Genomic DNA, 26,563 nt, shown 5'->3' with positions numbered 1-26,563 from the left:
TGCATCCTCGGTGAATATGTCTCACGAAGCATCTTATTCATTTGATCATTGCTATACTACCCGGTATACATTTACCAGTACTGGGCGTCGGAAAATTGTCAAAGTCGTAGATTTCACGTACACCGGCACCCGCCAAATTGTAACAATAGGATTTGGTGACTTACGTTCCGATGGTTCCGTCGACGATGAAGCCAATTCTAACAATGGCGACATTCGGAAAGTTCTATCCACCGTTATTCAAATCTTACTTGACTTTGCCAGCATCAACAAAGACGCAGAGATATTCTTTACAGGGAGTACTCCGGAGCGAACCCGTTTGTATATAAGAATCTTAAAATCCTATTATCCACTATTTAATAGACAATTCAATATCAACGTATTGGTGAACCGGGGATCGGATTATATCGAGCAACCTTTTCGCCCGGACGCACCCGGGCAGATCGAAGCCTTTTTTATAAAAAGAATTGTTTAGTTTTGAAATATGTCGACTACTCAAGGGAAAAATAAAACGTCTGTAAAAGGCCGCAAAAAGAATCTGCCTCCCGTGGTTGTCGTAACACGCACAACGGCAGAAGAAACACTTTTTCCTAAAAAATTGGAAAAGGCCAAAGAAATCTTGCGTAATACGAAATTTCTAGAGTAGTAGCGCCTCGCCCGCGGGCCCCTTCCCATGAGCAAAAAAACCCAAAGCCCCCCGCAGGAAGACATCCCCTACCTGCAAGACCTATTCGGCCTATACAAACACATCAAGGCAAGACCCCCGTTGCACAAGGATTTCGACATCCGTGAAATCGACCCGGAAGTATTGAAGGGGTATGATTACGTCGCCAAACCGTTCCGTCATTCTTTTTATTGCATTACGTTGTTCCTGGAGGGGGATATAACCCTCAACGCCGGGTTTTGGAAGAAACGGATCAACAAACCGGCATTATATTTTAAAACGCCTTGCCAGATCGTGTCGTGGTTGAAGCCGGAGCGTTGGTTGAAGGAGTATTTCATCGTATTTACGGAAGGCTTTTTGCTGAAAAATAAAGCGCTGGCGGACCTGGTTTTTGGGTTGCCTTTTTTCGATATGGAGAAGGCCATTCCTTTTGAAATCGATCCGGAGGAGGTAGCATTGCTGGGAGGGCTGTATAAACGGATCATGGAGGAATACCGGTCGGACCGAAAGGATAAATTCGACCTTATTTCCACGTATACGCACGCCTTGTTGTTGCATGTAAGAAGGCTGTACCACAAATATGTGGAAGAAGACCAGGCGCTGGCCACCAGCGTCCGTCAATCGGAGCATACCCTGGTGGAGAAATTCCGGGCGTTGATCCGGAAACACCTGGCCACGGGGAAAGCAGACAAAGAGGCACGAACGGTGAAGTTTTTTGCGGAACAGCTGTCGACGCATCCGAACCATTTGAACGCGGTGATCAAAAGACACACGCAGAAAACGGCCATTGCCTTTATCCACGAGCATATCCTGCACGAAGCGACGTCTTTGCTGAGCCAGACCGAGTTGACCATTAAAGAAATATCGTTCCGGCTGGGGTTCAATGAACCTTCGCATTTCAACCATTTTTTCCGGAAACTGGCGAACACGACACCGGCCCTTTACCGGAAGGAAAGACATTAAATTATTGTTAGCTCCGGGGAGGATCCCTCAAAAAAACGATCTTCCCCTTATGAAAACCCTTCTGACAAGCCTTCTCTTAGGCACCAGCTTTTTTTGCTGTGCCCAAACGCTAATCCCCGGGAAAAAAGACAACCAGATCCTGCTGCCAAACGGCTGGCGGCTGAGCCCGGCGGGCCGTTCGCTGCCGCTGGGACCGCTGAGCGACCTTCCGTTGAATATCCAGGTGAGCCGGAGCGGCCGCCTGCTGGCGGTGACCAACAACGGGCAAAGCACGCAGTCGGTGCAGTTGCTGGATCCACAAAGCGAAAAAGTTTTGGACGAGAAAGAAGTGGGGAAGTCGTGGTATGGATTGGCTTTTAGTCCGGATGAAAAGGATTTGTATGTGTCGGGAGGGTATGACAACTGGGTGCTGGATTTTGCCATCGACAACGATAAGCTGGGCAAAGCCGATACCATCCGCCTCGCGGAGCCGTGGCCCAAACGGACTACCTGCCCGACGGGAATAACCGTAGACAAAACGGGCAAAACGTTGTACGTCGTCACCAAGGGGGACAGTTGCCTGTATGTGATCGACAAGCGGAGCGTGAAGAAGCGGATTCCCCTACCCGGCTCGGCCTATGGCTGCGTGCTGTCGCCCGACAACAAGACGTTGTACATCTCGATTTGGAACGGTGCTGCCGTAGCGGTGTATGACACGAAAAAAGGCGACATCAAAAAGATCAGCACCGGCGAGCACCCCAATGAGCTTTTGCTGGACAAAAAAGGAACACGGCTGTTTGTGGCAAACGCCAACGACAACACGGTGTCGGTGATCGATACTAAAACGGGCACAGTAACGGAAACCATTGCCACTACCCTTTATCCGACCCGGCTGGCGGGATCGACGACCAACGGGCTGGCGTTGTCGACGGATGAAAAAGCACTGTACGTCGCCAACGCGGACAACAATGACCTGGCCGTTTTTGATGTGTCGGCCGTGGGGAACAGCAGAGGTCTGGGCTTTATCCCGGTGGGCTGGTATCCGACGAATGTAAAAACGGTGGGGGACAAAATCATCGTGGCCAACGGGAAGGGCCTGAGCTCCCAGGCGAACCCGCTGGGTCCGCAGCCTTTTGAAAAAGAGAACAACGTCGGTGAGCATACGGGACAGACCGGCAAAAGTACTATCCAATACATCGGCGGCCTTTTTAAAGGTGTTTTGTCGTTTATCGACCGGCCGGACAGCGGACAGCTGAAGACCTATACACAACAGGTGTATGCGAATACGCCGTTTACCGGCAAACAAACAGCCGACGGAGAGGAGGGCAACCCGATCCCACGCAAAGTGGGCGACCCCTCCCCGATCAAATATGTCTTTTACATCATCAAGGAAAACCGGACGTATGACCAGGTGTTGGGGGATATGCCGGGGGGTGATGGGGATACGTCCCTTTGCATTTTCGGGGAGCGGGTGACGCCGAACCAACACGCGCTGGCGAAAAACTTTGTCCTGTTGGACAATTTCTACGTGGACGCGGAGGTGAGCGAGGATGGGCACAATTGGAGCATGGCGGCGTATGCCACGGACGTAATCGAAAAAACGTGGCCGACCAATTATGGCCGGCGGGGACCCAGCTATGGAGACGTGGCAGCGGGCCCGAACGACGGCTGGATCTGGGACTATGCCAAACGGGCGGGGATCAGCTACCGGACGTATGGCGAATTCGGGTCGTATGGCAAGGCGAGCATCCCCTCGGTGGAAGGGCACTCGGCGCCCTATTCTCCGGGTTTCGATATGACTATCCAGGACCAGGTGCGGGCCGACGCCTGGGAAAAGGATTTTGATTCGCTCCTCGCCGCGGACGCGGTGCCCCGGCTCAACACGCTCCGGATCTCGGATGACCATACCAGCGGGCAGCAAAAGGGGCATTATTCACCGGTCGCTGCCGTGGCGGACAACGACCTGGCGGTGGGGCGGATCGTTGAACACCTTTCCCACAGCCGGATCTGGAAGGAGTCCGTCGTTTTCATCCTGGAGGACGACGCCCAGGCCGGCCCGGATCACGTGGATGCGCACCGGTCCCCCGCGTATATCGTGGGTCCCTTTGTCAAAAGAAATGCGGTGGTCCACAGCATGTACTCGACCTCGGGTATGCTCAGGACCATCGAGCTCATCCTGGGGCTTCCGCCGATGAGCCAGTACGACGCGGCGGCGCTCCCGATGTACGCCTGTTTTACGGCTCAACCCGATACCACGCCTTATGCACTGCTGCCGGCCCGGGTGGACATCAACGAACGCAATACCGCCGACAACGAAAGCGTCCGCCGTTCGGCCCGTTTTGACCTGGCCAAAGAGGACGCCGTGCCGGATAAAGACATGAACGAGGTGATCTGGAAGTCCGTCAAAGGAGAAGCCGCCGTCATGCCGGCGCCTAAGAGAAGTGCTTTCGTGCTGGTGGGTCAACAAAAAAAACATGAGGACGACTAGCCCTATACGCAGCACGCCGGCCGACGTGGACGACATCCTTCGCGTATACGACCTCGGCATCCAGTTCCAGAAAACAGTGTTTCACCGCCACTGGTTTGGATTTGACAGGGACCTACTCCTTCGCGAGATCGGGGAGGGGCGGCACTGGAAGATTCTTTGCGGTGATGCTATCGCGTGTGTTTTCTCGGTGCTTTACGACGACCCCGTGGTGTGGAACGGCGACCCCGCGCCATCGCTTTACCTCCACCGGATCGTGACAAATCCCGCGTTTAAAGGGAACGGATACGTCCGGGACATCATCCTTTGGGCGCAAGCGTATGGCCGGGATTTGGGGAAAAAGTATGTTCGCCTGGATACTTTTCCCGACAACGAAAAACTCAAAGAATATTACATCAGTTGCGGCTTCCGGTTTTGCGGGTTCCGGTACTTCGACCCGGAGGAAGTCATTCCGGAGCACTACCGGGATGGGCTGAGTCTTTTCGAGTTGGAGATTGGCTGAACCGCGCGAGGATCTTGTCCGCGGCGCGCAGCCAGGCTTCGTGGGCGCCGCTGTCACGGATTTGCTTAGCGGACTGCTCATTCATGCCACCGGGGGTGGCGGCGTGGTGAGAGAGCGCGTGGAAGTCCGGCGGGGCGGCCTGCTGGGCCGCATACGCCAGCGATTCGAAAAAGTCCACCACATAGTTCCCGGCGATCGCCGGATCCACCCCCTGGGCAGCCGTCCAGTCGCTCAATGTTTGGAGCAGGTCGTAGTAAGGACTTATTAGCCCGGTGAGCGTCGACAATGTTTGGAGCTGTCCCTCGCTCTCCACCTCATACAACTGACCGATCCGCGAAAACAATTGCCGTACGGTATCGTCCGCCTGGAAAAGGGGGATGGGACACCGGTGGTTGACAACCGTCGGCTGGGGCACCGCCCGGCACACCATCCCGGCGGGTGACACCGCAGCGCAAAGATCCGTATAGGATACAAAGGAGACCATGGATACCACGATGTGCCGGGGGGCAAACGAGAGCGACGCCAACACCTCCAACGCAACCGGCGGCCGCAAAGCCAATAAGACGATGTCGCTCCGGTCGAGCACCACCTGGTTATCCTGCAAACGGTGTACGTTGGGGAAACGGCTCGATAGGTCGCGCCCCACGGCTTCGTTCCGCGGAGAAAGATAGATCGGGACGTCCACCCCCGCGGTACACCAGGCTTCCACGACGGCGGACACGATTTTGCCCACGCCGATGCAACCGATCGCCTTACCTGGGGCCATAAAATTTATTGGGGGCCATAAAAAAGATATTCCGCGGTGTAGGGCACCCGTATCTTTTCCCCCTTATGCCGCGCATCCGCCTCTGCGGGCTCCCCACCGGTCGTCCGGAGACGTTGCACATAGGTCGTCGCGCTCAGCGCCCCGGAACCGCCGGTGCTCGCCGCTTTGAGCAACAACCAGGGAATCGATGCGGCATCGGGTACCTGCTGCACTTTTACAGCGGACACCTTGGACCCGTCGGTGCTTTCCCAGGTGGGCTGGCCGGTGGCGCCTAAGTAGTGCTTACCGATGTCGGTCTTATAATCCCTGTCGGCATACAGTGTCGCCTGGGGTTCGGTGAATGTCCATACGTAATGGGTGGTGTCCTTGGGGTCCTGTGTACAAACATAGACCTGTACCCCCTTCGCATACGCGTGAAGGATCAGCTTGTTGCCCGCGGGCACGGCCAGGGCGGACGGGATGGTTTGGGCCCGGGCGGCGCCGGCGCACAGCAAACCGAGGCATAAAATTAGACGTGTCATGCGCCGTCAATGTACGAAATCCCGTCTTAAATTGTAACAAATCACTCCCTGCCCCTACTTACCTTGCATGAGTCACTACACCATACACCTCCCCACGGGGGAGCAAGCGGATGTACGGCAGGGTTTTATCATACGGAAAACCTTACAGTTCTGGCGAAAAGCCGAACGGAAAAAGGCCTATTTCGTCCAGGTCGGGCAACAACAATACCGCCTGCTCCGGTCCATGGACGGTACCTGGCTCTCCGCCGCGGAAGGGGACTTCCAGCCGACGGACGGCCACATGAGCGATGCACTGAAAGAGGCGATCACCCGGTATGAACAACGATAAAGAAACCGCTTTCCTCCAACAGATAGAGACGCACAAGGGCATGCTCTATAAGGTCTGCCGTCTCTACCAGGACAGGGAAGAAGACCGGCAGGACCTGTTGCAGGAGATCGTGCTCCAGCTCTGGGTGTCCTACGATTCCTTCCGCGGGGATAGCAAGTTCAGCTCGTGGATGTACCGCGTGGCGCTCAACACGGCCATCGCCTACCTCCGGCGGACCAAGGGCCGCCTGGAAATCAACATCCCCTATCCGGAATTGGCGGAGGAGGTGCGGCCGGTCCGGGACCCCGAACAACAACTGGCCATCTTTCACCGCGCCGTCCAGCACCTGAATAAGGTGGAAAAGGCGGTCATCTTCCTTTATATGGAAGGCCACTCGGGTAAAGACATGGCCACGATCCTCGAACTGTCTCCCGTCAACGTCCGGGTCCGGTTGACCCGGGCCAAAGAAAAACTGCAAACGATTATTAAAACCATGGGTTATGAATTTTGACGACCTGAAAGACGCTTGGGCAAAGGAACCCGCCGAAGGAGGTTCGCCCAGCCTTCCCACCGAAAAAACCACTTCCGCCGTCTCCCGGATACGCAAAAACATGCGGAATGAATTTATAGCGACGGCGTTCGGCTTTGCCTTGACGCTGGTGATTGTCCTGATGTCCGGTTTCAACCACCTCACCTTCCTGGTGGTGTGCACGGCCTCCTTTTTGTTCGTCCAGACGGGTTATTATTTTACGCGTTTTTTCCTCTTTTACCGTCGCATGGAACGCTACGACCTAGGGCTCAAAAAGAGCATCCGCAAGATCGTCTACGAGCTTGAACTCAATATGGAGGTCTACAAAACCTATTCGTTCTGCGTCACCCCTACCGCTACCCTGTTGTGGATCGCCGTCATGGGCGCTTCGTCCTGGGGTAAGTTTATGCGGGACTTTATTTGTGAGGATACCCCCGGTTCCGCGCAAAAAATCTTCTGGATCATGGTGACCTTTCTGATCGCGCAGGCGATGGTGGCCTTTGTGCTGCACCTGCAGGTGAGGACCAAATATGGACGGCACGTAGCGGAGCTGAAACGGGTGTTGGACGACCTGGAGGATTAATTCGACCACCCGTCACAATCCCCCGGGGCCGCCGCGCCAAATCCATATATTGGCGCTATGAGAAAACTAGTCGTCACCACCATCATCACCCTGGCCACCGCCGGCGCGCAAGCGCAAAGGCCTGACCAAGGCCCCGACCGGGCGCCGAAGGACCCCGTGGTCGAAAGCATTATACAGGAGGAAAAGGACAACTCCAAGCTCCAGCTCCTGGCGCATGAATTGTTTGACAGCATCGGGCCCCGGCTGGTGGGGTCGCCGCAGATGGAAAAGGCCCGGGACTGGGCCCTGGCCAAGTATAAGGGCTGGGGGATCGATGCCCAGGAACAGGATTGGGGGGTATGGAGGGGCTGGGAAAGAGGGATTTCCCACATCGACATGGTGTCGCCACGTGTCCGGACGCTGGAAGCGACGCAGCTCGCCTGGTGTCCCGACATGGGGAATAAAACCATCACGGCGGGGCTGGTGATCCTCCCCGACCTCGCAGATTCTGCGGCGTATGCGGCCTGGATGCCTTCGGTAAAGGGGAAGTTCGTCATGGTATCGATGCTCCAGCCGACGGGTCGCCCGGATGACAACTGGGACCAGTTTGGGACGGCGGCGTCGATCCAGAAGATGAAGGACGACCGGAAAGCCATGACAGACGCCTGGGCCAGCCGGGTCAAAAAGACCGGGTATACGACCCGGACCTTGCCGGTGGCGTTGGAAAATGCAGGGGCCGCAGGCGTCGTTTCTTCCTACTGGTCCGCGGGTTTTGGCGTGGATAAAATCTTTGGCGCCTATACCAAAAAGATACCTTCCATTGACGTGATGCAGGAGGACTACGGGATGCTCTACCGCCTGGTGGAATCGGGTGCCAACCCAAAGATCGCGGTACACGTGGAGTCGAAGGAACGCGGCCCGGTGCCGACGTTTAATGTGGTGGCGGCCATCCGGGGGACGGAAAAACCGGATGAATACGTGATGCTGTCGGCCCACTTCGATTCCTGGGACGGGGGTTCGGGGGCCACGGACAATGGCACCGGCACCCTGATGATGATGGAGGCGATGCGGATCTTGCAAAAAGTATATCCTCACCCTAAAAGGACGATCCTGGTAGGCCACTGGGGAAGTGAGGAAGAAGGGCTTAACGGGTCGCGGGCGTTTGTGGAAGACCACCCGGATACGGTGAGCAAACTACAGGCCTTGTTCAACCAAGACAACGGGACGGGACGGGTCGTGAGTATGTCCGGGCAGGGTTACCTGCACGCATACGATTACCTCACCCGCTGGTTGAGCAAGGTGCCCTCGTACATCAGGGATTCGATAAAAACGACGTTCCCGGGCACACCGGGGGGCGGTGGTTCCGACTTTGCGTCGTTTGACGCGGTGGGCGCCCCCGGTTTTTCGCTGGGTGCCCTCAACTGGTCTTATTTCAATTACACCTGGCACACGAACCGGGATACGTATGACAAGCTCGTCTTTGACGACCTGTCGAATAACGTCGTCCTGGTGGCGATCCTGGCCTATATGGCGAGCGAGGACCCGCAGCGGGCCTCGGTGGAAAAGGCCGTCCTGCCGATCAATCCCCGCACCGGCGAGCAGACGAAGTGGCCGGCGCAGGTGAAGGCGATCCGCAGAGGCGGGATGGATTAGAAGCACACACCAAGCAAGACCTACTTTTTTATGCTAAAGAACATCTTCCTCACCGCCTGGCGCACCCTTCGCCGCAACCGTGTGTATACCTTCGTCAATGTACTGGGGCTTTCCTTAGGTTGCGGTGGCGCGCTTCTTATTTTTTCCGTCATCCATTACCAGCTGAACTTCGATACGTTTCACCAGGACGCGGACCGCATCTATCGCATCGTGACGACGTTTCACGAGGAAAATGTCGAACACCAGACGGGGGTCCCCCAGCCTTTTGGGAAGGCGTTTCTCAACGAATATAATTTCGCGGAGCAAACGGCCCGGGTGGACGTCAATCTGCGGGCGCTGATCAGCCTGCCGGAGGAAAAGACGGCGGCCAAATACGAGGAGGAAAATGGCGTAGCGTATGCGGACCCCGGCTTCTTTGACATTTTCCACTTCCCATTGCTCCATGGAACGCAAATGCTCGCCGAGCCAAACACCGCGCTGATCACGGCACGGGTGGCGCGTAAATATTTCGGCGTCGAAGACGCCGTGGGCAAAATGATCCGCTACGACAACCAGCGCGACTACAAAGTCACCGGTATCCTGGCGGACTTACCCGACAATACGGACCGGCACCAGGAAATTTACCTGTCGTATGCTAACCTGAAGGACAAAAGCCCTTATTTCGCCAGCGACAGCAGTTGGGGGAATACGGAAGGGAATATGCAGTTCTTTGTGCGGCTCCGGCCCGGGGTCAGCGCGGCCATGGTCGACAAAGCCCTGCCACAGTTGGTGCACAAGTACTACGATCCCGAGGACGCCAAGGTGACGGAGTTTTCGCTACAGCCGCTGCGGGACATCCATTTCAACACGACCCTGGATGGGCGCACGGACCGGAAATACCTGTGGGCGCTGGGGTGTATCGGGCTTTTCCTGATCGTGACGGCCTGTGTCAACTTTGTCAACCTGGCGACCGCGCAGGCGCTTCGCCGCGCCAGGGAGGTGGGCGTCCGCAAGGTGATGGGCTCGCTTCGCCGCCAGTTGTTCTGGCAATTTATGGCGGAAACAACGGGCATCGTGTTGGTGGCCTTTGCGCTGGCATACCTGCTGGCCTGGTGGGGGCTGCCTTTTGCCAACGACCTTTTCCGGACAAAGATGACGCTTGGCCCGGGGCTTTGGGTCTTTCTGCCCGCCCTGCTGGCCGGGGTGGTCTTTTTGTCGGGCGCCTATCCCGCACTGATCCTGTCGCGGTTCAGGCCGGTCATTGCGCTGAAAGGCAAATTATCGCAGCAGCACATCGGCGGCGTTTCCCTGAGAAGGGGGCTTGTCGTCCTGCAATTCACGATCTCACAGGTGCTCATCATTTCCATGCTGGTGGTCGCGCACCAGCTCCGCTATACCGTCACCGCTGATTTAGGTTTTAACAAGGACGCCGTTGTCCTCGTGCCCATACCCCAAGACGACGCACAAAAGATGCATACCTTCCTCAACAGCGTGACCGCGCTCAGCGGGGTACAGGCCGCCACGCTTTGTGCACAACCTCCGGCCTCCACTTCCACCCACCTGACGAACATACGCTTCGACAACCGGCCGAAGGATGAAAACTGGGAGGTCAACGTCAAGGCCGCGGACGAACGCTATGTGCCCACTTTTGGACTAAAGCTCGTCGCAGGACGGAACCTTTTTGCGTCGGACACCCTCCGGGAATTCCTGGTCAACGAGACGTTCCTTCGCAAACTGGGGTTGACAAACCCGGACGAGGCGATCGGCAAATCCATGTCCATCGGCGGACACGATGTACCCGGGCGAATCGCCGGGGTCCTCAGGGATTTTCACCACAGCTCGCTCCGGACGGGCATCGATCCCCTTTGCGTCACCACCGCGGCAAGGGACTATAAATTTTGCGCGGTCAAGGTCAATATGACCGACTGGAAAAATACCCAGGCGTCGATAGAACGGATGTGGAACCAGGCCTACCCGGCCTATGTCTACAGCGATCAGTTCCTGGATGAACGCATCGCGCGCTTTTATGCCGTGGACAATACGCTCCTGGCGCTCGTCGAGGGGTTTGCCTGTATCGCGATTGTGATCGGTTGTCTGGGTCTTTATGGTCTGGTTTCCTTTATGACGGCGCAACGGACAAAGGAGATCGGTGTCCGCAAGGTGCTGGGCGCCGGCACGGGTGACGTGCTCTGGCTTTTCGGACGCGAACTGTCGCTGCTTATCGGGCTGGCTTTCGTCATCGGCGCCCCGGTCGCCTGGTGGGCGATGATGCGCTACCTCCAGGACTATACCTACCGGATCCCGATCGGCTGGGGGACGTTCGCCCTTTCCCTTGGGGCTACGGTATTCATCGCGGCGGCCACCGTTGCCTGGAAAACCGCCAGGGCGGCGACAGCCAATCCCATCACAAGCCTGCGCTCGGAGTAACGCGGGTCCATACCTCGGTTCGCCCGAACATCGAAATCCCGATATACCCTCTTACCTTAAGGGTTTGGGGATCTTTCAGGGACATCGTACACTTGTACGTCTTCCCGGACTCCGGATCGTAAATGTTACCGTCGTCCCATTCGTCATCGGCGAAGTGGAATCCCTTCAGGAGTTGCAACCCCAACAAAGGTTGTGTTTGTTTGGAAGGATCAGGGTTATTTTTGTCGACGGCGGGTTTTCCATCCATGAGGGGGATTTGCAACCAGACGATCTTTCCGTAATACTTGTCTCCGGAGCGGAAGATGTTCACCTTTGCGGGTTTGTCGCCATGTGTCAGCCACGTGCCCGTGACGTCGTCTGCCTTTACCTGGCCGTTACTGCGCCATGCCCACAGGGACAGGATCAATAGGATGTATTTCATTTTTTTTACGCGTTGTTATGTTTTGATAGGATTTGTCATAGTCACTCCGGAGGGTCCCCATCACCCGGTCCCAGAAAAGAAAATAAAGGCCGTAATTCCCCTTGAAGTACTGGTGATGCATATTGTGGCTCACGGAGGTATTCACCCATTTGCCGAACCAGTGCCTGTGGAAACCCGCCGGGTACAGTTCAAAGCCCAGGTGTCCGTACACGTTATAGATGAGGCTGATCAGGAAAAATACAAGCAAATGCCAGCCCGTGATGGGTATGGTAAAGAGAAAGATCACAAAGATCATCGACTCCAGGACCGCCTCCAGGGGGTGAAACGCGTACGCCGCCCAGGGGGAGGGGTTCGTGGACCGGTGATGGACCAGGTGAACCAGTGTAAAAAGCCTCGGGTGGTGTATCATACGGTGCATCCAGTAAAAATAGGCGTCGTGGACGACGACCATCAGCGGGAAAGCGGCGAAAAAGTACACCCACCCGTGTTCGGAAATGTGCCGGTAAAAAGTGGAATGCGGCCGGATCGAATCGCTGTGGAGGATGATCAGGGGGGGCAGCGTAAACAGGATAATGGACAGGGTCGACCAGCCTATTTCCCGCCAGTAATCCTTACGCCTCGGGAATCTCGCTTGTATTTTTTTCCAACTGATCTTTTTACGCAGGAGTATATAAAAGATCAAAAATCCAAGTCCGCCGACGATATAGTACTTGTTGGCGACCTGGTAGAGCTCATAGATGAAATCTGACCACTTCATGTCCACAAAATTAGACGCGGTGGGCGGGGTTCGGCTTAACCCCGGTTAATTTTTCACCGTTTCACCAGTCTTTTTCTCAGGCGGCTAAGGCTGGGCGGCTCGACCCCCAGGTACCCCGCGATGATCTTGAGGGGCGCCCGCTCCAGGAGGTCGGGGCGGATCTTCTGGATATACAGATACCTTTCTTCCACGGTCTGGGTCCGTTTCTCCTGCTCATAGACGAGCATCCGTTGCAGGTCTTCCAGGATCAGGCGGTTGAACAGGGTTTCGAAGGCGGGGTGGATCGCAAAGATTTTCGAGAGGTCTTCTTTGTCCAGCATCAGGGCGTCACAGTTTTCAACGGCGATAAAGCTCCGCGTAGACGAGTGGGGATGGTTCAGGCTTTCGACATGGGTGAAAAACTGGTCTTCAAAGAAAAAGTTGCAGACCACGTCCTTCCCATTCCCCCCTACGAAAGTACTGACGATGAGTCCCGCATTCAGAAAGCCGATGAACCGGCAATATTCCCCTTCCCGCAGCACGTAGTCTCCTTTCCGGAAATGCCGGAGCGTACAATACGTGAAGGCTTCCTGCAACGCCTCCTCGGGGACGAAGATCCTTTGCCGTATATACTCTGTGACTAACGAATACATAAGGGTTACATATAACTCAACCACCACTTTTTGTGCCCGCGTTTGTAGGCGTCGTACCAGCGGCACAGCGGGTACAGGGCCAGCACGACCCCGATCCAGATGACATAGACCGTCAGGAGGTTAAAGCCGTAGCCCCGCAGGCTGGCATTGTTCGTCACCCAGCTCCGGATCATCGTCATATCCCCCCAGGGATAGCCGCAGATCATGGCGCCTATGACCGCCAGGGCGTGGACGACAAAGATATGGACCAGGTAATAGAACAAGGGCACCCGTCCGAAAACCAGGATTTTTTGTCCAAACGCCCCCACCGGCCGTTCGGATACGGCCAGGAAGATCAGCGCGGGGCCAAGGGTCAGCAGGCAATATAACAGCGAAGGCGGGTATTTGGTGACGTTGACAAACGACAAGAGCGTAAAAAGCGGCGTCTTTTGTACAGACCACCCCTGAGGATCCCCATACACGTTGGTCCAGCGAATCAGCACGAAGGCGAGGAGCGCTGCAAAGCCGGTATATAAGAGGTTCCGGCGGCGCCGGGCGGCGTCGAATGAAGGCGCATACCACGACCCGAGGGCGTACCCAAGCGCCATGATCCCGATCCAGGGTATGATGGGGTACCCCATCGCGACGTTGTCAAAAAAACGCTGGTCGTGGAGAAACGACCACAGATAGGCGCGGGCGCCATCGCCGGGTACATGAATCCCGTCCAGGGTGTTGTGCCCGGCCACCAGCACGATACCGACGGAGAGGATCGCCCAAAGCGGAAGACGGATCAGACCGGCCATGACGATCATGCTGACCCCGAAGGCCCAGATAACCTGGAGGATATAGAAGTTGAACAGGGGGTTGAAGGTCCACTCCACCGTCACGATAAAGAGTTCCAGGAAGATCAGCCAGACCCCGCGGGTCAGCAGGAAACGGGACAGTTCCGCCTTGCTCCGCTTGAGCCCATACAGGTGGGCGGACACCCCCGCCAGGAGCATAAAGATAGGCGCGCAAAAGTGGGTAATCCAACGGGTCAGAAAGATCGGCGCCGTTGTCCTCGCCAGGTCCAGGGGATTATATTGATACGCCGAAAAATGAAAATAATCACGAACGTGGTCCAGTGCCATGAGGATCATCACGATCCCTCTTAACAGGTCTATGGACTCAATGCGGGCGGGTTTAGCAGTCATAGGAGTAAAAATACCAAAAAACCGGTATTGAGAATGGACGCAGGGTTTTCCAATTTTATATCATGCGATACTCACTGCTCCTCTGCATTCTTTTATGGGGCTGTTCGAAAAACTCCCTTTCACCCGCCCGCAACATCTCCGGCCAATGGAAGGCCTCCGCCACCGTGACCGTCTACGAGATCACCAACTGTACCAACAGCGGAAGCGTGGCCACCTACACGACTTTTCCCTGCATCTTTACGTTCAACATCACCGCCATAGACGACAACGACGTCCAGGTGGACATCTATGGGAACGCTCGCAGCGGGAAAAGCGACAACTGTGGGGAATCCCCGCCCATCGAGGACGGGTATCCCGTGACCTTTACAGGCAAAATCTCTTCCTCCGCCCTGACCCTGACGGACCAGATCTACGGGATGAATACCTCGGGGGTCATCGAGTTTGCCAATTTCGACGTGGGCGACTTTACGTTTACGACCAACATCCTGAGCGGGAAGATCTACTGGCTCCAGTATTACAGTTCCAACAGCGCCATCGGCTGGGAAACCGACAAGATAACTTTAACCAGGTAATTCCTTCCATCCCTTCCTTTTTTCACCGGTCACTTTTTCCGTTGCCCGGCGCGGATTGATTGAGTAGGTTAACTACATAAAAAAATCACGCGTCATGAAACTCACTATGATCTGCGGCGTTTTGGCGCTGCTGCCCGTGTTCACTATGGCCCAATCCCTGCCCCTGACGATGAAACCCGACGGGGGGAATAAAAGGGCCTCGGTCGCCGAAACGATCGGGATCACCGACGTCTCCATCCATTATGACCGGCCGGGTGTAAAGGGCCGGGACGGGAAGATCTGGGGGCAACTGGTGCCTGTAGGATTTTACGACCAGGGGTTTGGCCCCAGCAAGGCATCACCCTGGAGGGCCGGCGCCAATGAAAATACCACCATTTCCTTTTCCACGGACGTCACCATCAACGGGCAACCCCTGCCCGCGGGGAAGTATGGCTTTTTCGTAGCCTACGGTCCGGACGAATGCACCCTTATTTTTTCCAAAAATTATACCTCCTGGGGCTCGTTTTTTTACAACGACAACGAGGACGCGCTCCGGGTCAAGGTCAAACCCGTCGCCCTGGACCACAAGGTAGAATGGCTGCGGTACGAGTTTACCGACGAAACAGACAACTCGGCCACGGTGGCGCTGGAGTGGGAAAAGCTCCTGATCCCCTTTACCGTCAGCGTCGACTACGTCCAGACACAGCTTGCCCAGATGCGTAAGGAATTACGGACCGAGCGGGGATTCACCTGGTTCGCCTGGAACCAGGCGGCCGCCTGGTGCGCCCAAAACCATACCAACCTGGAGGAAGCCAGTCTTTGGGCGGACAGCTCCGTAGGTCCCAACTTCGGCGGCAGCAGCAGTTTTACCGCCTGGAGCACCAAGGCCGACATCCTGAACCAACTGGGGAAAACCGCCGAGGCGGCGGAGGTCATGAAAAAAGCGCTTCCCTTAGGCTCCATGGCGGAACTGCACCAATACGGCCGCCAGCTGTTGACGGAAAAAAAGCCAAAAGAGGCCCTGGAAGTTTTTACGGTCAACTATAAGAAGAACCCCGGTCAGTTTACCACGCTCATGGGTATGGCCCGCGGTCTGTCCGCGAACGGCAACTACAAAGAAGCGTTAAAATACGCGACCGAGGCCCAGCCGTTGGCGCCCGATCCGGGGAATAAAGTTCACGTTCAGGATGTTATCGATAAGCTCAAAAACGGGCAGGATATCAACTAAATTATCAAGGTTCGCAGCATCCTTTTCACCGGAAGGGAAAATCTACCTACATTAGAGGCCTATGGCAATCAATCTGCAAAAAGGCCAAAAAATTGACATCGGCCTCAACAATATGAGCGTCGGTTTGGGATGGACCCCCAACGAAGGCACGGGATTTGCCTTCGACCTGGATGCATCGGCGTTTATGCTGGACCAGTCGAGGCTTATCCCCGAGGAAAAATACTTTATTTTCTACGGCAACACGGATTCCCCGGATACTGCGTTGCACCACTCGGGGGACGATCCCACCGGGGGCAACAGCGACGGCGGGGACGACGAAACAATCGTCGTGGACCTGGCAAAAGTAGACCCGAGGGTCCAGGAAATCCTGTTCGTGGTGACGATCTATGACTCGGGGCCCCGGCGCCAAAACTTCGGACAGGTCCGGGATTCCTATATCCGTATCGTGGACAACTCCACAGGGCTGGAAGTCGCCAAATACGAGCTGGGCGAAGACTTTTCGATCGAGACGGCCGTGGAATTCGGGCGGCTGTACCGCCGGGACGGGAAATGGAAGTTCGAGGCGTCGGGGATCGGGTATAAGGAAGACCTGGCTTTTTTCCTGTCGAAATATTACAAAGGACAAATCATTAAATAATTGTTATGGCCATTAACCTAGTCAAAGGACAGACCATAGACCTCCGCAAGGGAGAAAGGGGTGAAACTTATGACCTGTCGCAAGTCACCATCGGTCTCGGATGGGATGTACGCAAAAAAAACGGGATCGGGGGCGGCTTCCTGAGCAAGCTTTTAGGGGGGGAAGAAGAAGAAGAGTATGACCTGGACGCCATCGCTTTCTTACTCGACGGGAACGGCAAGGTAGCCAACCTCGGCCGCACCGCGGATATCAACGGCCGGAGCATCGGTCTGTACGAAGGGGATATCATCTATTTTAACTCGATGCGGCACCCCACCGGCCAGATATGGCTGACCGGGGACAACCGGACCGGGGCCGGCGAAGGTGACGATGAACAGATCATCGTCCGTCTCGACAGCCTGGACCAGCGTTATCAAAAAATCGTTTTCCTCGTGGCCATCTACCACGGACGGCAGCAACACCAGCACTTCGGGATGGTGGAAAATGCCTTTATCCGCGCGGTAGACCACCAAGGGCACGAGATCGCCAAGTTCAACCTGTCCGGGGACGCCACGTACAACGGGATGTGCTCCATGATCTTTGCGGAAGTATACCGGAAGGACGGGACCTGGAAATTCCGGGCCATCGGCGAACCCCACCAGACCGACAGCTTTGTGGACCTGCTCAAGGCGGGGTATACCTACTAGACCGTGGCAACCTACCGGCATTATTCCTTTGACCTGTGGATGACCTTGATCCGGTCGAATCCGCAGTACAAATATGAAAGGGCAAGGGTGATCCACGAGCGGTATAATCCGTCGGGGAAAAGCCTGGACGAGATCGAGACGGTTTTCCGCCAGGTCGACCTGCTGGCCAACACCATCAATGAACGGACGGGCGGGCAGTTGCAGGCAGAGGAACTGCACCTCTGGGTCATCGGGCAGGCGGCCTCCCCGGAGGCGCTTGCAGACGTCGACCCGGTGGCGCTGTACGAGGAAATGGAAACTGTATTTCTGACCCATCCGCCCCTGATCTATGGCCCGGAAACCCTGAGGGTGCTCCGGACATTACAGGATCAGGGCCATACCACGAGCCTCCTGAGCAATACGGCCTTTATCAAGGGACGGACGCTCAGAAAAGCATTTCCCGCGCTGGGTCTTGCCTTCGATTTCGAGCTCTTTTCGGATGAAGAAGGCGTGTCCAAGCCCAACAGCGTGTTTTTCGAGCGGATGCTGGCTCGTGTACCGGTCTCCCGCCACGACGTTCTTCATGTCGGCGACAACCCGGTGGCGGACGGCCAGGGGGCGGCAAGGGTGGGGCTCCCGCACCTATTGATCAACGTAAACCGGCAAGGCATTGAGCACCTCCTACGCCTTACATAAGATCAAAAACGAGCACCACTTCGGCTTCGACCCCGATGACTACAGCCGTTTCAAGTTCGGGGACGAGGTCGTGGCAAGGGCGTTTGGCTTTGACCTGGCGGAGGGCTTTATCCGGGCGCACGGCGCTTCGTTGAAAGGCCAGGTGGTCGTGGTCCCCAGTCCCTACTCCTTTATCCCCACGGCGACCTTTGCGATGAAGAACTACTTCGTCTTCCGGCTCAACCGCTACCTGGCAGACAGGGGCCTTCCCGTGGTCCAGGAGACAAAGGTCCATCGCACCGTCACCTATAAGGAAGACTATGGGGGACTCAGCGCGGACGAGCGCATTGCGCTTATCGGGAACGACGCCTTTCACATCGACCGGGCTTTTCTGGAAGGGAAAACCGTGCTTTTCCTGGACGACATCCGCATCACCGGAGGCCACGAGCGGATGATCCTGAAAATGGTACGCGAATATGGGCTTCAAGAGCCCCTCTTTTTGTTGTATTTCGCGGAGCTGGTCAATCCGGACATCCCGCCCACGATCGAAAACTTTCTGAACTACCACGCCATCCGGTCGATCTTCGACCTGGATGCCCTGATCCGGGGCGGGTCCTTTGTTCTTAATACCCGGGCCGCCAAGTACATCCTGCATTACGACTTCGAGGCCTTCCGTATTTTTGTCGAAGGGCAGACGGATGCCTTCCTGGAGTATCTTTACGATATGGCCATTGGGAACGGCTACCACACCATGGACGCCTACCGAAGGAACCTGGACTTTATACGCGCAAACGTTCAAAATAAGATACGCTATGGCGATTAACCTGGAAAAGGGGCAGCGGGAAACCATCACCGCCCCCAAATTCACCGTCGGTCTGGGCTGGGACACCAACAGTTCCGCCACCGGCAGCAGCTTCGACCTGGATGCCTCCATCTTTATACTGGGTCCGCAGGGTAAGCTCCTGAGCGACCAGCACTTTGTTTTTTACAACAACCTCAAGTCCCCCAACGGGGCCGTAGAACATACCGGGGATAACCGGACCGGGGAAGGCGAAGGAGACGACGAACAGATCCGGATCGACCTGAGCCGCATCGACCCCCAGGCCGCGGAACTGCGCGTGGTCGTGACCATTTTTGACGCCGAAGCCCGCCGGCAAAACTTTGGACAGGTCCGCGGTTCCTTCGTCCGTATTTTCGATACGGCCTCCGGCCAGGAACTGTTGAAATACGAACTCGAAGAAGACTTTTCCATCGAGACCGCGGTCGAGTTCGGACGCATCTACAAAAAGGACAACGCCTGGAAGTTCGAGGCGGTGGGTGTGGGGACCAAAGGTGGATTACAAGATTATCTCAACAAATACAACTAATATTATGGATACGAATATGCAAGACCCGAACGCCATGCCCGTGGTCAAGCTGGATAAGGACGGCACCGTCCACACCGAAGCCCTCACCCCCGCCGACAACCAGAAGTACGGCGAACTGGCCAAAGGTCTGAATCCTTCGGACGTCAACTCCATCCTCAACTACGGCTCGGACCTCCAGGGGTCCATGGAAAAATACAGCAACGACTTCCTGACCTCCGTGAGGACCTTTAATTCCGGGGAGACGGGCGGTCTCATCAACGACCTGCTCACGGAACTCAAGATCATCGACATCGACGAGCTGAACCAAAGCCCCGCCAAAGGCTTTTTCTCCCGCCTGCCCTTTGTGAAAAAGGTGGTGATGGACGTCCAGAAACTGTTCCAGAAGTACGACACCGTCGTTAACAACATCGACAAGATCACCAACAAGATCAAGGCCGGCCGGATCAATTCGATCAAGGACAACGCCTCGCTCCAGACGATGTTTGACAACAATGTGGCCTACGTCCACCAGATGGAGGACCTCATCATCGCGGCCCAGCTCAAGTACGAAGAGCTAAAGGCCCAGTTGGACCAGATGGAAGCAAATGCCGCGGGCTACCAGGACTACCAGATCGCCGACATGCGCGACTACGTCACCCGCCTGGACAAACGCCTGGCCGATATGAAGACCGTGCGTTTTATCATGCTGCAATCCCTTCCCCAGATCCGCCTGGTGCAGAACAACAATACCACGATCGCGGAAAAAGCCCAGTCGATCGTCTCAACGACCATCCCCGTCTGGAAAAACCAGCTGACCATCGCCGTTGCCCTGCAACGCCAGAAGGCCAACGTGGAGATGCAGCAAAAGGTCTCCGAGACGACCAACACCATCCTCCTGAAAAACGCCGAGCTGCTCAAACAAAACAGCATCGACGTGGCCAAAGAGAATGAAAAGACCGTCGTGTCACTGGAAACGCTTCAAAAGACGACGACTTCCCTGATCGAAACACTCAACGAGGTCAAGCGCATCCACGACGAAGGCGCCCAGAACCGGGTCGTCCTCAACGGGGAACTGGCACGCCTGGAAACGGAACTGAAAAAGAATGTCACGAATGTGAAGTAGATGGACGAAAACCTCAGGCATATATTGAACGACTCGGTGGGCACGATCAGCAAGCTGCAACTGCTCTCCGCGTTCTTCGAGGACGAGATGGTCTACAAGATATATGTCAAGACGCAGGTCATCCACCAATTGTTTGAAACCAACCGGGACCTGGACATTAACAAGCTGTCGCTTTTCCATGTCCAGTTTACCGATACGGTCATCACCCTGTTGCGTAAGATCAAAAAGACCAACGAACAAAACGTCAACCTGCTCTACGAAGAGATCCGGGTCAACCGCGAGATGATCGACCGGCTGGGCAGCTCGGTGTATACCGAAGCGGGCTTCAACCAGGAAAAGGCTACCCAGTCGGGCAAGGTTTCTTTATCCCTGCGCCGCCTGTATGACGTCCTGGCGGCGGACTCGTCCGATTATCCGCTCTCTAAAAATATCAATGCGTTTAGCGCACACTACGCGCAGGATTTCTACGCAGACATCTCCCCTGACCTGTTCGGGGCGCTCATACAGTACAATCCGGCCGAGGTATATATCAATGCACATGCGGTGATCCACCGTCGTCTAATGGGGCAACTGCACAAAGTAAATTTCAATTGCACGTTTCAGATGGGGCTGAAGGCGGGGAGCCAGGTGCTGGAGGTGTATAAGTTCGAGGACCCCTCGCCGGGTTCGGGCGCCGCGAAGCACTTCCTCTACCTGGCCAATGGCAACGTCTTCCTTTTCGTGGACCCTGTCAAGCTCCAGGGCCTCGACACGGACAGCGGCGCCTCCAAAAAAGTCCGCCTCACCCGGGAACTCACGGACAAGAATACCCGCCTGGAAAGCAATATCGCGGCCGCCAAAACCTTTATCCCGGTCCCGGTGAAGGACCTGCTCGCGGAATATTACCGGAAAATTTCCGATATTAACTTCCTGGAACAAAGCGATTTTGAGGTCCAGGCCAACATTTTGAAATCCATGCTGAATACCGATATTATATGACCTTTTCCGACTTACTTCAACAAATCGTTCAAAACCCTCTCCCCTCGCTCGCCATCGTGGGCAACCTGATCATCCTGGAAAGCCTGCTGTCCGTGGACAACGCGGCCGTCCTGGCCACCCTCGTCCTGGACCTCAAACCGGAGAACCGCAAAAAAGCGCTGCGCTACGGCATCCTGGGCGCCTATGTATTCCGGGGGACAGCCATGGTGTTTGCATCCTTCCTCATCCGCATCTGGTGGCTGAAACCGGTCGGCGGCGCCTATCTCTTATACCTGGTGTGGGATTGGTGGAAGGGACAACAGACCGAAGACAAGGAAGACGACTTTATAGATAAAAACAAGAACTGGCTCTACCGCGCCACCGTGGGCAGGATCGGTACTTTTTGGGCGACCGTGGCCCTGGTGGAGCTGATGGATATGGCCTTTTCCATGGACAATGTTTTTGCCGCCGTGGCCTTCTCCCCCAACATCATCCTGGTGTGCACCGGTGTCTTTATCGGCATCCTGGCGATGCGGTTTATCGCGGCCTGGTTTGTACAGCTGATGGAGCAATATACGTTCCTGGAAACGTCCGCCTTTATCGTGATCGGCATCCTTGGCGTAAAGCTGGTCTTGTCGCTGTACGAGCACTTTTTCCCCGACACCCCGCTCAGCCACTTCCTGGGCAGTCATGCGGCGGACATCACCACTTCCGCCCTGACCATCGGCATCTTCTTTATTCCGATCCTGACATCGCTTTTATTCAACATTCCGAGACGTCTTCCCAAAAAGACCGCGCCGGAGCAGGCTTAGGTGGATCGGCGGGTTCCTGTAGACGCCTTTGAGTTTCCAGTCCTTGTTATAGACCGCGACAAAAGGGAAGTTGGTAATGTTGTAGTGGTGTTGCACCACCCAGGTCAGCCCTTCCGAGCCCACGTACACCCCCGAATGTTCGAGGTGACAGATGTTCTCGAAGTCCTTGACCTCGTTCAGGGGCCGGAACGTCACCATGACGATCTGCGCGCCCTTGAATTCCCCGATATGGGCCGCCAGGTCCTGGCCGAAGTGCTGGCAGTGTTCGCAGGTCGGTGAGTAATAGACGATCATCACGGGCTTATGGGGATCCAGGTCACCCTTTGTGACGTGCCTGCCGTCCGCCAGGACGATGGTAAAATTGGGGATCATGGTCGAGTCGGCCACGGGCGCCTCGGGGGGCGGCATCTGGGCGAGGCCCTTGCCCGCCCACAGCAACAGCGCGATCAGCAATGTGTACAAACGCATCCTCAATATTAAGGGAGTTTCTCCATATTCCAGAGTTGCAACCGCTCTGCCCCCTTTCCAAAGGTGCGCACGTCGTCTCCCGTGGGGAACACCCAGGTCGTTAACACCTGGCCGTTTACAAATACTTCCAGGATGGACTTGTCCAATAAGACGGTCATTGTGAGCGTGTCGGCAATCGGTCCGATGGGCATGGACTGGATCAGTTTATCGGGGCTCAGACCGGTGGTGTCGCCGTGGCTGCGGTCGACGAAAACCGTGGCGGTTGCGCGGTCATAACCAACCCTGACGCCGCCACCGAACACCACGCCAAAACGCGCCGCATTGTTCGGACGGAAAGTGGCGGTGAGCCACCAGGCGTTGCCCTTAAAGAGGGGCTGATCGCCCCGGGGGGCTGCCGCGCGCAGGTCGCCTCGACGCGTCCCCTGGTCGACCGCAGGTGCCCCGAGCTTCGCCTGGATCAGCGCTGCAGGCGCTTGGCAAAGCAGATACACGCCCTCCTTTTCCCTCAAACTCAAATCCCTCGGAATGGACATCGCGCCCCTCCAGGGATAGGTCGGCCTTGGCTCCGGTACCAGCCAGCCGAGCAAGGTCCTCTGTCCCTCCGGCTGGCCGTTCCAGGGGATGGCTGCGTAAAACGTATTCCCCTTGTCTATAAAGTCGGACGATTGTTTCGTCGTAAAGTGTTTGCCGTCGAAATCCCCTACGAAATACTGGATGGAGGGGGCACCCGACGGACCCCAGGCGGAGACCGCCAACACCCACTTCCAAAGTCCGGGTTTATTCACCACGGGCAGGTGCACGAAAAACGGGCATTCCCAGGCCGAACCCGTGTACCCCGCGGGGCCAAAGTCGCTGAGCGCCGTCCAGTTTTTTACATCGCGGGATATATAAAACCGCACCTGGTGCAGGTCGACCAGGGAGACCACCATCAGCCAGCGGTGCAGTTTCTCGTTCCAACTGACATTGGGATCCCGGAAGTCTTTGCGGTGGAGGTCGATGACGGGGTTCCCTTTGTAATCGGTGAAGTGCATGCCCCCGTCGTTGCTATAGGCAATGTACTGGGATTCGCGTTTCAGGTTGGGCTGGTCGGCGGTGTAAATGGCAACAATACACCCCCCTTTACAAAGTCCGCTGGTATTGTGCGCGTCGTACACGGCACAGCCCGAAAAGCGTTCGGTCGTGTCCGCCCCCTCGGGAAGGGCGATGGGCAGGTGCTTCCAGTGCACGAGGTCCGTGCTCGTCGCGTGCCCCCAGCTCATGTGTCCCCAGACATTCGCGTAGGGGTTTTGCTGGTTATACAGATGGTAGACGCCGTGAAGGACCAGCAACCCGTTGGGATCGTTTGTCCAGTTGCGTTCGGGGGTAAAGTGATAGACGGGGCGCCACTGGGGCGTGGGTACCTGCGCAGACGCGCTGGTCGCTATTAGCAACGCGACGATTATTCTTACCATGTCTCTTCGATCTTCTCCAAAGGTACCCCCTTCGTTTCGAAGATGTAACGGCTCACGAACCAGATCATCCCCGCATTGAGGAGCGCATACACGAGAAAGGTGGGCCCCCCTTTCAGCGCGTCGAGCATGTAGGGAAAAGTAAGCGAAACGATGGCATTGGCCGTCCAGTTCCCTGTCACCGCCACCGACGTTGCCTTACCCCGGATGTGGTTGGGGAAGATCTCCGCCACGTATACCCAAAGCACCGCGCCCCAGGAGCAGGCAAAACCGGCGATGTACAAAAAAATGGCGCCCAGCACGAAATAGTTGTCCAGTGCGTTCGTCCAGAAAAGGGCGCCCAGGACAAGCATACACGTTGCCATGATGGCGGAGCCCACCAGGAGGAGTTTTTTACGACCGACGCGGTCGATCAGCCAGAAAGCCAGGATGGTAAAGACCAGGTTGACGATCCCCGTGAGCAGGGTCTGGAAAAGGGCGGAGCCCCCGGTATGAGATTTTTCGAAGATCAGCGGGGCATAATAAAAGATGATGTTGATGCCCGTCAGCTGCGCAACCGCCGCGAAGACCAATCCGATCACGGTTACCCGGCGGTAACGGGGGGCGAATACCTCACTCAGAGTGGCCGTATGACCTGAACCTTCTTCGATCGCCGGCGGTTCCGTACCGAGCTTGCCGAAGATCCGCCGGGCTTCGTCTCCCCGGCCCATGAGCGCCAGCCAGCGGGGGCTTTCCGGGACCAGGAGCAGGAGCAGGAAGAACACGAGGCTGGGAACCACCGCCGCCCCCAGCATATAGCGCCAGTCATCCACCGGATGGTATTTGGCGATCAGGTAGTTGGATATAAAGGAAACAAGGATACCCGTGACGATCGCGAGCTGTTGCAGCATCCCCAACCGGCCCCGCGTCCGGGCGGGTGCGATCTCTGAGATATAGATCGGGGCGACCGTCGACGCCAGGCCAATCGCAAGGCCGCCCACCAGCCGGAAGAAAACAAGCGTCCCATACTTGCCCGCCAGTCCGCTCCCCAGGGCCGCGACCACGTACAATAAGGCCGTCAGCAGCATCACTTTTTTACGGCCGTAAACGTCCGCCATTTTACCCGCGATCCACGCCCCGGGGATACACCCGATGGACGTCGCACCGACCACGATGCCCAGTTGTACTTTTGTCAGGGAAAAATAAGCGGTCAAATGGTCCAGTGTACCCGCGACCACTGCGGTGTCAAAGCCAAAAAGCAGCCCGCCAAGGGCGGCCACCGAAGCAATCAGGATCACATATCCTTTCATATATGGGCAATTGTTTTGCTAAATATACGCCTCAGCGCTATTGCTTAACGCAAGACATAGTTTAGCAGCCCTTTAGTTTTAAAAGACCACACGATATTCACGAGAAAATCCTTATCTTGACCCTGCTAAGAAAGCGGTGACTTTCCACCTTCATCGAGGCAGACATGAGAAAATTGAGTTAGCAACTTATCCTACATGACTCGGGTAAGTTGCTATTTTTTTTTATCCTAAACTAACGGTCGTTACTCTGCACCGTTCGCTTTCGAGTAGTGTAGCGGTCTCCGTTGGATGATAAACGTGAGGAGTTTAAAAAGGTCGTCCTCGCGGTTGTTAAAGCGGAATTCACACTCCTTGACGTGCAAGTAGGCCGTACTCCGGTTCAAACCCCGGAATTTGGACAGCCGGCTTTTGGTCATCGCCCAGAACAGGTCATACTCATCCTGGTCCTGCAGGGAAGACTGCAGCGACGGCGGCACCAGCTTGGTCAGCTTCCAGCCGGAAATGTCCGCGGTAGCCGTGTAGTGGTTCTGGCGGCGGTTCCCCAGGTCGTGGAGCTGGTCATCAGGAGTCCCTTCTAACTTGCGCAATTCCTCGTATTCCTGGCGGGAGAGCAGGTCACAAAACAATTTCTTGTCGTGACGGGCGATGCCATACAACCAACCCACATCCTCCTGGAGGCCTTCCTCGGCAAACGTAGGACCGGCGCCGGCGTGCACGGGCATAAAGGAAAAAGCGCCCGCCATACGGTAGCGGGGGTTGTACTCCTCACAGTACTTGGCAATGTGGGTCCGTATGAGCTTCAGGTAATTGTTGATCGTCACCCGGCTGACACCGCTGACGTCCGCGATCTGCGTGGCAGTTAGATCCTCGCAGAACAATCGGATGATCTCTTTGCACTTCCTCTCTGAGAGGTGAGCACCTTTCATCATTTTGTTTTTCATAAACAGCTTTACGCGTTTAAAAATGGCTATACTGTTACTATACTTATCTCAAAAACGACACGATCGCCGGATCCATTGGGTAAGACGATCAATGGGTTCTTGGTGTT

29 protein-coding genes are annotated in these 26,563 nt (G+C 56.0%); 19 read left to right on the top strand and 10 right to left on the bottom strand.

The genetic code is table 11. The annotated features are described in order from the left end of the window. Nucleotides 1-16 precede the first annotated feature (16 nt). The 4 genes from EDB95_RS08140 to EDB95_RS08125 all read left to right on the top strand — a co-directional run bounded on the left by EDB95_RS08140 (nucleotide 17) and on the right by EDB95_RS08125 (nucleotide 4,590). Entirely contained in the window at nucleotides 17-472 is a 456-nt protein-coding gene (locus EDB95_RS08140; protein WP_133992463.1) for a DUF6934 family protein, read from the top strand. 198 nt (nucleotides 473-670) lie between these two features. Next, entirely contained in the window at nucleotides 671-1,624 is a 954-nt protein-coding gene (locus EDB95_RS08135) for a helix-turn-helix domain-containing protein (protein WP_133992461.1), read from the top strand. A gap of 49 nt (nucleotides 1,625-1,673) precedes the next feature. Beyond that, nucleotides 1,674-4,091 carry a bifunctional YncE family protein/alkaline phosphatase family protein gene (locus tag EDB95_RS08130; protein WP_133992459.1) on the top strand — a complete coding sequence of 806 codons (2,418 nt, stop codon included), beginning with the start codon at nucleotides 1,674-1,676 and terminating at the stop codon, nucleotides 4,089-4,091. Continuing rightward, nucleotides 4,078-4,590: a GNAT family N-acetyltransferase gene (locus EDB95_RS08125; protein WP_133992457.1), complete on the top strand. Its 513-nt coding sequence runs from the start codon at nucleotides 4,078-4,080 to the stop codon at nucleotides 4,588-4,590. Before EDB95_RS08130 ends, EDB95_RS08125 begins: the two co-directional genes overlap by 14 nt. Here the strand turns inward: EDB95_RS08125 and EDB95_RS08120 are convergent. After that, nucleotides 4,535-5,356: an NAD(P)-binding domain-containing protein gene (locus EDB95_RS08120; RefSeq protein ID WP_133992455.1), complete on the bottom strand. Its 822-nt coding sequence runs from the start codon at nucleotides 5,354-5,356 to the stop codon at nucleotides 4,535-4,537. The genes EDB95_RS08125 and EDB95_RS08120 overlap by 56 nt on opposite strands. Nucleotides 5,357-5,361: 5 nt before the next feature. Continuing rightward, complete coding sequence (locus EDB95_RS08115) at nucleotides 5,362-5,877, bottom strand: DUF3455 domain-containing protein (protein ID WP_133992453.1); 516 nt, start codon at nucleotides 5,875-5,877, stop codon at nucleotides 5,362-5,364. A 67-nt stretch (nucleotides 5,878-5,944) separates the two neighbouring features. On the opposite strand from EDB95_RS08115, the gene EDB95_RS08110 reads away from it, so the two are divergent. The 5 genes from EDB95_RS08110 to EDB95_RS08090 are packed head-to-tail and all read left to right on the top strand — an operon-like array spanning nucleotide 5,945 to nucleotide 11,334. Then, nucleotides 5,945-6,205, top strand: a complete 261-nt coding sequence (locus EDB95_RS08110) for a hypothetical protein (RefSeq protein WP_133992451.1) — start codon at nucleotides 5,945-5,947, stop codon at nucleotides 6,203-6,205. Further along, the gene (locus EDB95_RS08105; protein ID WP_133992448.1) at nucleotides 6,192-6,695 is read left to right on the top strand and encodes an RNA polymerase sigma factor; all 504 of its coding nucleotides are present in this window, start codon (nucleotides 6,192-6,194) and stop codon (nucleotides 6,693-6,695) included. Before EDB95_RS08110 ends, EDB95_RS08105 begins: the two co-directional genes overlap by 14 nt. Beyond that, entirely contained in the window at nucleotides 6,685-7,296 is a 612-nt protein-coding gene (locus EDB95_RS08100) for a hypothetical protein (RefSeq protein WP_133992446.1), read from the top strand. The genes EDB95_RS08105 and EDB95_RS08100 overlap by 11 nt, the downstream gene beginning before the upstream one ends. Before the next feature lie 57 nt (nucleotides 7,297-7,353). Next, nucleotides 7,354-8,928 (top strand): M20/M25/M40 family metallo-hydrolase, encoded by a 1,575-nt coding sequence (locus EDB95_RS08095; RefSeq protein WP_133992444.1) that lies wholly within the window; start codon nucleotides 7,354-7,356, stop codon nucleotides 8,926-8,928. 30 nt (nucleotides 8,929-8,958) lie between these two features. Then, complete coding sequence (locus tag EDB95_RS08090; protein ID WP_133992442.1) at nucleotides 8,959-11,334, top strand: ABC transporter permease; 2,376 nt, start codon at nucleotides 8,959-8,961, stop codon at nucleotides 11,332-11,334. Here the strand turns inward: EDB95_RS08090 and EDB95_RS08085 are convergent. Genes EDB95_RS08085 through EDB95_RS08070 form a run of 4 tightly spaced genes read right to left on the bottom strand, consistent with a single transcriptional unit; the run spans nucleotide 11,312 to nucleotide 14,316 of the window. Next, on the bottom strand, nucleotides 11,312-11,755 hold the full coding sequence (locus tag EDB95_RS08085) for a DUF2147 domain-containing protein (protein ID WP_133992440.1): 444 nt from the start codon (nucleotides 11,753-11,755) through the stop codon (nucleotides 11,312-11,314). The two genes, EDB95_RS08090 and EDB95_RS08085, sit on opposite strands and share 23 nt — an antisense overlap. Beyond that, entirely contained in the window at nucleotides 11,709-12,512 is an 804-nt protein-coding gene (locus EDB95_RS08080) for a sterol desaturase family protein (RefSeq protein WP_133992438.1), read from the bottom strand. Before EDB95_RS08080 ends, EDB95_RS08085 begins: the two co-directional genes overlap by 47 nt. Nucleotides 12,513-12,565: 53 nt before the next feature. Beyond that, nucleotides 12,566-13,144, bottom strand: a complete 579-nt coding sequence (locus tag EDB95_RS08075; RefSeq protein WP_133992436.1) for a Crp/Fnr family transcriptional regulator — start codon at nucleotides 13,142-13,144, stop codon at nucleotides 12,566-12,568. 5 nt (nucleotides 13,145-13,149) lie between these two features. Further along, nucleotides 13,150-14,316 carry a DUF1624 domain-containing protein gene (locus EDB95_RS08070; RefSeq protein WP_133992434.1) on the bottom strand — a complete coding sequence of 389 codons (1,167 nt, stop codon included), beginning with the start codon at nucleotides 14,314-14,316 and terminating at the stop codon, nucleotides 13,150-13,152. Nucleotides 14,317-14,378: 62 nt separating this feature from the next. On the opposite strand from EDB95_RS08070, the gene EDB95_RS08065 reads away from it, so the two are divergent. From EDB95_RS08065 to EDB95_RS08020, 10 genes are all read left to right on the top strand, one after another. Beyond that, on the top strand, nucleotides 14,379-14,888 hold the full coding sequence (locus EDB95_RS08065) for a hypothetical protein (protein ID WP_133992432.1): 510 nt from the start codon (nucleotides 14,379-14,381) through the stop codon (nucleotides 14,886-14,888). Nucleotides 14,889-14,982: 94 nt separating this feature from the next. Further along, nucleotides 14,983-16,095 (top strand): DUF2911 domain-containing protein, encoded by a 1,113-nt coding sequence (locus tag EDB95_RS08060; protein WP_246073559.1) that lies wholly within the window; start codon nucleotides 14,983-14,985, stop codon nucleotides 16,093-16,095. A 61-nt stretch (nucleotides 16,096-16,156) separates the two neighbouring features. Beyond that, nucleotides 16,157-16,732 carry a TerD family protein gene (locus EDB95_RS08055; protein ID WP_133992430.1) on the top strand — a complete coding sequence of 192 codons (576 nt, stop codon included), beginning with the start codon at nucleotides 16,157-16,159 and terminating at the stop codon, nucleotides 16,730-16,732. 5 nt (nucleotides 16,733-16,737) lie between these two features. After that, the gene (locus tag EDB95_RS08050) at nucleotides 16,738-17,418 is read left to right on the top strand and encodes a TerD family protein (protein WP_133992428.1); all 681 of its coding nucleotides are present in this window, start codon (nucleotides 16,738-16,740) and stop codon (nucleotides 17,416-17,418) included. A gap of 3 nt (nucleotides 17,419-17,421) precedes the next feature. Beyond that, the gene (locus tag EDB95_RS08045) at nucleotides 17,422-18,093 is read left to right on the top strand and encodes an HAD family hydrolase (protein WP_133992426.1); all 672 of its coding nucleotides are present in this window, start codon (nucleotides 17,422-17,424) and stop codon (nucleotides 18,091-18,093) included. Continuing rightward, nucleotides 18,068-18,895, top strand: a complete 828-nt coding sequence (locus tag EDB95_RS08040) for a phosphoribosyltransferase family protein (protein ID WP_133992424.1) — start codon at nucleotides 18,068-18,070, stop codon at nucleotides 18,893-18,895. Before EDB95_RS08045 ends, EDB95_RS08040 begins: the two co-directional genes overlap by 26 nt. Further along, a complete protein-coding gene (locus tag EDB95_RS08035; protein ID WP_133992422.1) occupies nucleotides 18,885-19,439 on the top strand; it encodes a TerD family protein in 555 nt (184 codons plus the stop codon). The genes EDB95_RS08040 and EDB95_RS08035 overlap by 11 nt, the downstream gene beginning before the upstream one ends. A 4-nt stretch (nucleotides 19,440-19,443) precedes the next feature. Further along, entirely contained in the window at nucleotides 19,444-20,541 is a 1,098-nt protein-coding gene (locus EDB95_RS08030; RefSeq protein ID WP_133992420.1) for a toxic anion resistance protein, read from the top strand. After that, the gene (locus EDB95_RS08025; RefSeq protein ID WP_133992418.1) at nucleotides 20,542-21,519 is read left to right on the top strand and encodes a hypothetical protein; all 978 of its coding nucleotides are present in this window, start codon (nucleotides 20,542-20,544) and stop codon (nucleotides 21,517-21,519) included. It abuts the gene before it with no gap. Then, nucleotides 21,516-22,310, top strand: coding sequence for a DUF475 domain-containing protein (locus tag EDB95_RS08020; protein ID WP_133992416.1), 795 nt, complete (start codon nucleotides 21,516-21,518; stop codon nucleotides 22,308-22,310). Before EDB95_RS08025 ends, EDB95_RS08020 begins: the two co-directional genes overlap by 4 nt. On the opposite strand, the gene EDB95_RS08015 is transcribed toward EDB95_RS08020, so the two are convergent. The 4 genes from EDB95_RS08015 to EDB95_RS08000 all read right to left on the bottom strand — a co-directional run bounded on the left by EDB95_RS08015 (nucleotide 22,257) and on the right by EDB95_RS08000 (nucleotide 26,456). Continuing rightward, nucleotides 22,257-22,778 carry a TlpA family protein disulfide reductase gene (locus tag EDB95_RS08015; RefSeq protein ID WP_133992414.1) on the bottom strand — a complete coding sequence of 174 codons (522 nt, stop codon included), beginning with the start codon at nucleotides 22,776-22,778 and terminating at the stop codon, nucleotides 22,257-22,259. The two genes, EDB95_RS08020 and EDB95_RS08015, sit on opposite strands and share 54 nt — an antisense overlap. An 8-nt stretch (nucleotides 22,779-22,786) precedes the next feature. Further along, on the bottom strand, nucleotides 22,787-24,229 hold the full coding sequence (locus tag EDB95_RS08010; RefSeq protein WP_133992412.1) for a glycoside hydrolase family 32 protein: 1,443 nt from the start codon (nucleotides 24,227-24,229) through the stop codon (nucleotides 22,787-22,789). Next, entirely contained in the window at nucleotides 24,223-25,515 is a 1,293-nt protein-coding gene (locus tag EDB95_RS08005) for a sugar porter family MFS transporter (protein ID WP_133992411.1), read from the bottom strand. Before EDB95_RS08005 ends, EDB95_RS08010 begins: the two co-directional genes overlap by 7 nt. Before the next feature lie 242 nt (nucleotides 25,516-25,757). Next, a complete protein-coding gene (locus EDB95_RS08000; RefSeq protein ID WP_133992409.1) occupies nucleotides 25,758-26,456 on the bottom strand; it encodes a hypothetical protein in 699 nt (232 codons plus the stop codon). Nucleotides 26,457-26,563: the final 107 nt, after the last annotated feature.

Source organism: Dinghuibacter silviterrae (assembly GCF_004366355.1).
Lineage (GTDB): Bacteria > Bacteroidota > Bacteroidia > Chitinophagales > Chitinophagaceae > Dinghuibacter > Dinghuibacter silviterrae.
Note: the sequence above shows the minus strand (reverse complement) of the source record. Positions and strands in the feature narration are given on the sequence as shown.